General features: G+C 64.7%; 7 protein-coding genes. 5 read left to right on the forward strand and 2 right to left on the reverse strand.

Going from position 1 to position 7,283, the window contains the following annotated elements; genetic code table 11:
* Positions 1-104: 104 nt before the first annotated feature.
* Both ACTS2Z_RS06325 and ACTS2Z_RS06330 read left to right on the forward strand, forming a co-directional pair.
* Complete coding sequence (locus tag ACTS2Z_RS06325; protein WP_442572372.1) at positions 105-1,526, forward strand: dihydrolipoyl dehydrogenase family protein; 1,422 nt, start codon at positions 105-107, stop codon at positions 1,524-1,526.
* 90 nt (positions 1,527-1,616) lie between these two features.
* The gene (locus ACTS2Z_RS06330; RefSeq protein ID WP_442572373.1) at positions 1,617-3,044 is read left to right on the forward strand and encodes a sensor histidine kinase; all 1,428 of its coding nucleotides are present in this window, start codon (positions 1,617-1,619) and stop codon (positions 3,042-3,044) included.
* 6 nt (positions 3,045-3,050) lie between these two features.
* On the opposite strand, the gene ACTS2Z_RS06335 is transcribed toward ACTS2Z_RS06330, so the two are convergent.
* Positions 3,051-3,593 (reverse strand): hypothetical protein, encoded by a 543-nt coding sequence (locus tag ACTS2Z_RS06335; RefSeq protein WP_442572374.1) that lies wholly within the window; start codon positions 3,591-3,593, stop codon positions 3,051-3,053.
* A gap of 216 nt (positions 3,594-3,809) precedes the next feature.
* Between ACTS2Z_RS06335 and ACTS2Z_RS06340 the strand changes: the two genes are divergently transcribed.
* Together ACTS2Z_RS06340 and ACTS2Z_RS06345 are read left to right on the forward strand one after the other, a co-directional pair.
* Positions 3,810-4,373 carry a lipocalin family protein gene (locus ACTS2Z_RS06340; protein WP_442572375.1) on the forward strand — a complete coding sequence of 188 codons (564 nt, stop codon included), beginning with the start codon at positions 3,810-3,812 and terminating at the stop codon, positions 4,371-4,373.
* Positions 4,374-4,670: 297 nt separating this feature from the next.
* The gene (locus ACTS2Z_RS06345; RefSeq protein WP_442572376.1) at positions 4,671-4,970 is read left to right on the forward strand and encodes a GIY-YIG nuclease family protein; all 300 of its coding nucleotides are present in this window, start codon (positions 4,671-4,673) and stop codon (positions 4,968-4,970) included.
* A 477-nt stretch (positions 4,971-5,447) separates the two neighbouring features.
* Here ACTS2Z_RS06345 and ACTS2Z_RS06350 read toward each other — a convergent pair whose 3' ends face one another.
* Complete coding sequence (locus ACTS2Z_RS06350) at positions 5,448-5,975, reverse strand: response regulator (RefSeq protein ID WP_442572377.1); 528 nt, start codon at positions 5,973-5,975, stop codon at positions 5,448-5,450.
* Between the two features lie 229 nt (positions 5,976-6,204).
* On the opposite strand from ACTS2Z_RS06350, the gene ACTS2Z_RS06355 reads away from it, so the two are divergent.
* On the forward strand, positions 6,205-7,283 hold a 1,079-nt coding region (locus ACTS2Z_RS06355; RefSeq protein WP_442572378.1), incomplete at its 3' end, for a DEAD/DEAH box helicase family protein.

Below are 7,283 nucleotides of genomic sequence, written 5' to 3' on the forward strand. Positions count from 1 at the left end.
GAGCTCTCCGCGGCGATAGCCGTCTTGGCCCCCGCGGGCTTCCTGCCCTTCCCCTACAAGCGCCTGACCGGCAAGAAGCCGCCCGCTGCCAATGGAGACGCCGCATGAGCCGCGAGAACATCAAGGCAGATCTGTGCATTATCGGCGCCGGTGCAGCCGGTCTCGTCACCGCAGCAGGCGCCGCCATGCTGGGCCGCAAGGTGGTCCTGTTTGAAGCGCGCGAGATGGGCGGCGACTGCCTCAATTATGGCTGCGTGCCCTCCAAGGCGATCCTTGCTGCCGCCCATGCGGCCCACACCGTGCGCAGCGCGGCAAAACTCGGCGTGAAGGCGGGCGAGCCTGCAATCGACCTTCCCGCCGTCATGGCCCATGTCCGCGACGCGATTGACGCGATCGAGCCCAATGACAGCCAGGAGCGCTTTGAAGGCCTCGGCGTACGCATCATCCGCGAGTGGGCGCGCTTCACCTCGCAAGACACCGTGGAGAGCGATTCGGTGGTTGTGAAGGCGAAACGCTTCGTCATCGCCTCTGGCACCCGCGCGCGCATCCCGCACCTGACGGGGCTTTCAGACATCCCCTATCTGACCAATGAGACGATCTGGCAGCTCGATACCCTGCCCCGCCATCTCTTCATTCTGGGCGGCGGCCCCATTGGCTGCGAGCTGGGTCAGGCATTTGCCCGTCTGGGCGCGAAAGTCACGATACTTGAGGCCAATCGCCTGCTCGGCCAGTTCGAGCCTGAGCATGTCGAGACGGTCCGCAGCGCGCTTCTCGCCGACGGTATCCGCATTATCGAGGGCTGGGGCGTTGAACGCTTCGAGCGGGCAGACGATGCCATCACCATCACCATGCCCGATGGCGAGGCGATCGATGCCAGCCATGTGCTGGTCGCGGCAGGCCGTGAACCGGTCTTCGACACGCTGGGGCTGGAGGCTGCAGGCGTAGAGGCAGGCGTGACGGGCATTCGCTGCGACGACCGGCTGCGCACCGCCAACAAGCGCATCTACGCGGCTGGCGACATTGCCGGCAAGGGCGCGCTGACCCATCTGGCCGGCTGGCACGGCTCGGTCATCCTGCGCAATCTCTATTACGGCGTGCCGACGAAACAGTCCTCCAACCCCATTCCGGGCTGTGTCTATACCAGCCCCGGCCTTGCCCAGATCGGCCTGACGGAAAAGCGGGCGCGCGACGCCCAAGGCGACAAGGTCTCCGTCATCGCCTGGCCCTTCCACGACAATGACCGCGCGATAGCCGAAGGCGACACCGCAGGCGGGGTGAAGCTGGTGCTGGGCAAGGGTGGCAAGATACTGGGCGTCCACGTGGCGGGAGCCCGCGCCGACGATATCGGCGCGCTCGCCGCCGTGACGATGGCCAAGGGGGGAAGCGTGCGCGACCTCACCAGCCCGGTCCTTGCCTATCCCACACGCGGTGAAGCGATAAAGCGCGCAGCGGGAAAACATTTCGAGCCTGTCGTCTTCGGACCCTTCGCAAAAGCCTGGGCCGCGCTATTGTCTGCCATGCACTAGTCTGGTTCGACGCCTCTGACGCCAAAGGCGGTATCAAGCCGCCAGCCGATGGAGTATGAGAACTGACTTGCATTCGCAGAAAGGGGCGGCTTGGCGATACGCGCTATCAGGCAAGGGCTGGAACGCGCCTGGCGCGGCGTTTCCGTGCGCAAGGGTTCGCTCGGCGGTCGATTGCTGGCGCTCACGATCGTGTTCGTGCTGGCCTCCTCCCTGCTCATCTATTTCCCGACGGCCTCCAACTTCCGCAATAACTGGCTGGGCGAGCGGGCCAATGCCGCCCACCTTGCCGCCATCGCGGCCGAGCTTGCCGGCAATAATCTCTCCGAAGATGCGGTGCGTGAACTTCTCGCGGGCGCTGATGCCATGGCGGTCGCCCGGATCACGGGCGGCGCGACAGAGCTGATTCTCGGCGCCGATACCGGCGACGCGCCGCTGCTGGACGAGGACCAGACCCGCCCCCGCCCGGTACGCAACATGCTGGCCGTCATCGGCACCTTCACCGGACCGCCAGACCGGCTGATCGTGCTAACCGCCATTCCCCAGACCCGGCCTGACGAGCGTATTCTCGTCATCCTGCCCGAAGCGCCCTTGCGCGAGGCGCTGATCGGGTTCTCCGCGCGCGTCTTCCGCTTTTCGCTCTTCACCTCGCTGGTGACGGGCAGCCTGATCTATCTCGCCCTGCTCTTCCTTTTCGTCGGCCCGATGCGGCGCCTGTCGCACTCGATGACGCAGTTTCAGGAGAACCCGTCCGATGCCCGGCGCGTGCTGGCGCCCAGCCTGCGCAGTGACGAGATCGGCGAGGCGGAGCGCGCGCTTGCCGCCATGCAGGCCGATATCCTGTCCGCCATCCGCCAGCGCGAACGCCTGGCGAGCCTCGGTCTCGCTGTCGCCAAGATCAATCATGATCTGAGGAACGTCTTTGCCTCCGCCCAGCTGGTCTCTGATCGTCTGGCGACCAGCGAGGATGCCCGCACCGCCGCCATGGGCCAGCGCCTGGTGCGCGCCATCGGGCGCGGCATCCGGCTGTGCTCCGACGTGCTCGATTATGGAAAGACCGGCGAGGCACCCGGCGAGCTGCGCGCCGTCGCGCTGCGCCCGCTGATGGAGGAGATCGCCGCCGAACTGACCTCCGGCGCTGAGGGTCTTGTCTGGCAGAATACCCTGCCTGAAGGCCTGACGGTGCTGGGTGACCGCGACAGCCTCTACCGCCTGTTTGCAAACCTCATCCGCAATGCCGTCACCGCCATGAAGGATGCTGATCCCGCCCGCCTCAGCGTCGAAGCGGTGGAGGCCGGATCCGTCATCACCGTGCGCCTGACCGATACCGGCCCCGGCATTCCCAAGCGCGTGCGCACGCGCCTGTTCGAGCCCTTCTCCTCCGGCGGCGGTCAGGGCAGCACGGGCCTTGGCCTCTCCATCGCGCGCGAACTCGCCGTCATGATGGACGGCTCCATCGAGCTGGTCTCGACGGGCCGCGAGGGCAGCGTGTTCGAGGTGACCCTGAAGCGCGCCGGGTAAGGGAGATCAGGCCAGAAAGGCCGGACGCTCCACCGTGTCGAACCGGTTGCGATGGACGAAACGGGCAATCGAGCAGGTGACGAGCTCGGCCAGCGCATCGTCTTTGGGCAGCTTGGGCAGGCCCTCAAGGCGCATCTGGGCGGCTGCACAGCCCTCGCCCGGTGCGCCGGCATGATCCTGCCAGCCATCGAGCGCGGTCTCGACCAGATCCGGCCCTTCCGAGGCCAGATGGCGCAAGCATGCATTGACGCTGAGATCGCTGATGCTGCGCAGGTCCGACACGATCTGGATTTTCAGCACATCGCGCAAATGCCACAGGCGCATCCGCCCGCCATGGGGGCGCACGCCGTGCAGCGGCTTGATAAAACCCTGACGCTGCATGGGCCGGATGAGGCTCGCCGCATCGCCCTGCACGGCAGGCTTGTGGCCGGCCTCGCCCAGCAGCTCGGCATCGGTCAGGAAGTGGCGCGCCCGCCAGTCATAGGACAGCAGCGCAGACAAGGCCGACGGATCGCGCAACGCAAATTCGGCTCTGGAAGATGACAGCATGATAACCCCCGCCCAAAAGGTCATGTACCCAATCACCGCACCCACTCACTTATCGTGTTAACTGAGTGCGTTTAGTGAACTGGTCATACCATCGCACATCTTGCCAGAGCGTTAACAGGAGATTTCTCACCCGGCGCGAGGGAGCCGAACGCCTTGCTGTGCGTTGAAGGGGCGCTAGCTTTGTTTCGCCACCTGCGCATTCCGGGAGCTTTTGAAATGTTCGCACGCGCCGCCCTTCTTATCGCTGCCGCCAGCCTGATGGCGGCCTGCCAGCCACCGGCGGGCCGCAGCGCCGATGCTCCGCCCTTGCAGACCGTGGAGTCCGTTGAGCTTGACCGCTATCTTGGCCGTTGGTTCGAGATTGCCCGCTATGACCATGGCTTCGAGCGCGGCTGCGCAGGCGTCACCGCCGACTATGCCCGCCGCGAGGATGGCCTCATCGACGTGACCAATACCTGTTACCAGGGCGGGCTGGACGGCGAGGTGGAAGTGGCCAATGGCCGGGCCCGCATCGCCGACGAGGCGACCAATGCGCAGCTGGAAGTGTCCTTCTTCGGCCCGTTCTGGGGCGATTACTGGATCATCGATCTGGCAGACGATTATAGCTGGGCCATCGTGTCCGAGCCGCAAGGTCGCTATTTGTGGATCCTCTCGCGGACCCCGCAAATGGACGAGGCCGTGCTTTCACAACGCCTCGCCTGGCTGGAGGCGGAAGGCTTCGACACCTCCATGCTGATCAGGGTGGAGCAGTGGGAGAATGTGGAGGATGTGAGGGGGTAGAGGCCTCAAGCGCTCTTTCTTTCGTCGTTCCCGCGCAGGCGGGAACCCAGAGATCGTAGGGCTCAGCCGGTTGCCAGTGGCTCTGGGTTCCCGTCTTCACGGGAACGACGAAGGGGGGATCAACCGCCCGCCCGATGACTGAAAACATGGATCCCGGGTCAAGCCCGGGACCCCGATTGGAGAGGTCAGCGGTCTATCTGGCAGGATTATCGCAGGCGGTAACATCCGGGGTCCCGGTCTCCGAGCCGGGACCCATGAAATCTTGCAGCAACGCGAAATCCAACGGACGATCGGTCCATGTCGGCCTATGTCTACATCCTCGCATCGAAGCGTCATGGCACGCTTTATACCGGCAGCTGCGCCAACCCGGCTGAGCGCATCGCACTTCACCGCATCGGCAAGGGGTCGGAATTTGTCTGGAAGTACAAGGTGTTCAACCTTGTCTATCTGGAACATTGCGAAGCCACCCATGATGCCATTGCGCGCGAGCGAAGCGTGAAGCGGTGGAAGCGGGAATGGAAAATTGCGCTGATCGAACAGCACAATCCCGGCTGGCGTGACCTTTACCCGGACCTCAACAATCTGATGGTGTTCTGAAAAATAGGCCCCGGCTCGGAGACCGGGGCCCCGGTCGGAGAGGGAAGTACTGAACTGGCAAGGCTTTCAAAAAAAGCCCCGCAAACCGGGGCCCCGGCCCCCGAGCCGGGGGCCATGGCAGCGCGCAAAAGCTGAAAACATGGATCCCGGGTCAAGCCCGGGACCCCGGCGGAGAGGGCAGCGGTCTATCTGGCAAGATCATCGAAAAGCGATCACACCCGGGGTCCCGGCCCCCGAGCCGGGACCCATGGTAACACCGGATGGCCGAAAACATGGATCCCGGGTCAAGCCCGGGAACCCGGTTGGAGAGGGCAGCGGTCTATCTGGCAGGATTATCGCAGGCGGTAACATCCGGGGTCCCGGTCCCCGAGCCGGGACCCATGGCAATACCGGGTGGCCAGACACACCGATAACCCGCCTGCGCCTGTCCCCGCGAGAGGCGGGCACGAGAACGACGAAACGGAAAAAGAGGTCACCCTACCCGAAATCGACTTCGTCTTCCGGGTTCTGGTTGGCCTGGTCGGTGGCGCGGCGGAAGGGTCCGGGATAGCGCGGATCGGTGCGGCGGCGGCGGTCCGGGCCGAAATAGCTGCCCGACTTGATAAAGCGGCGCGGGCGCTCGATCAGCGCCACCATGCGGTTATAGAGATCAACCGGGCGGACGGGCTTGGCCAGATACTCGTTCACGCCCGCATTGATGGCTTCCATGATGCGGGTGCGGTCGGTATGGCCGGTGACCATGATGATGGGCAGATACTTGTTCGGGCTGTCAGAGGCCGTGCGCACCAGCCGGGTGAACTCCAGCCCGTCCACATCGCCCAGCGCATAGTCCACCAGCGCGACATCAGGGTTGGAGGAGCGCATCGATTCGAACGCGTCCGCCGCATCGCGCACCTCGATCACCGTGCGCACGCCAAAACCCTGCAGCACCTTGCGCAGGATCGTGGACATATGGGCGTTGTCCTCGACGATGAGGACCCGCACGCGTTCGAAACTGCCTGCCATGCCTCGCCCGGTGGCTTCGCGAATACCTGCCGCCAATGTGCACGCGCAGCGTTAACCAAAGCTTGCGCGAGGCGCCGCAGCGCACATTCACCCCTCGCAATCGCGCGTCCCGTGTTGCATATATGTTCTCATGGCCAGACTGACCCGAGACGACACCGCCTATGCCCCGCCCGAAGAGACGGCAAGCCCCTCCGACGGTGCGGGAGGCGGTGCTAGTGGCGTGTCCGACATGGGCCAGGCGCCCTTCCTGCGCGATGCGGTGCCTGCCGGCATTCACGACGCGCTCTCCCTGCCGGCCAACTGGACGCCGCACCGCCCTGACCGGCCCGACAAGTCCGAGGGCGGGCGCACCTTCCAGATGGTCAGCGATTTTGAACCCTCCGGCGACCAGCCAGCAGCCATTGCCGAGCTGGTGGAGGGCTTGCAGGGCCATGAGCGCGATCAGGTGCTCCTCGGCGTCACCGGGTCGGGCAAGACCTTCACCATGGCCAAGATCATCGAGGCGACGCAGCGCCCGGCCCTGATCCTCGCACCCAACAAGACGCTCGCGGCCCAGCTCTATGGCGAGTTCAAGAGCTTCTTCCCGCACAACGCGGTGGAGTATTTCGTCTCCTACTATGACTACTACCAGCCGGAAGCCTATGTGCCGCGCACCGACACCTATATCGAGAAGGAATCCTCGATAAACGAGGCGATCGACAGGATGCGCCACGCCGCGACGCGCGCCATCCTGGAGCGCGATGACGTGATCATCGTCGCCTCTGTCTCCTGCATTTACGGCATCGGCTCGGTGGAGACCTACACCGCCATGGTGTTCGACCTCAAAGTCGGAGACATGGCCGATCCGCGCGAGATCATGCGCCAGCTGACCGCCCTGCAATACACCCGCAATGACGCCGCCTTCACGCGCGGCACGTTCCGGGTGCGCGGCGATGTGCTGGAGATATTCCCCGCCCACTATGACGCGCGCGCCTGGCGGATCAGCTTTTTCGGAGACGAGATCGAGGCGATTGCCGAGTTCGACACCCTCACCGGCAAGGCGGTGGCGAGCCTCGAAAAAGTGCGCGTCTACGCGAACTCCCACTATGTCACCCCGCGCCCGACGCTCAATCAGGCGATCACCCATATCAAGGCGGAGCTGGCAGAGCGCCTGGAATGGATGGAAGCCAACAACAAGCTGCTCGAGGCCCAGCGCCTCGCCCAGCGCGTGCAGTTCGATATCGAGATGCTGGAGGCCACCGGCAGCTGCAACGGCATGGAGAACTATTCGCGCTACCTGACGGGCCGCAAGCCCGGCGAGCCGCCGCC

Origin of the sequence: Glycocaulis sp., assembly GCF_052168375.1 — a bacterium.
In the GTDB taxonomy this organism is placed as follows: Bacteria; Pseudomonadota; Alphaproteobacteria; order Caulobacterales; family Maricaulaceae; genus Glycocaulis.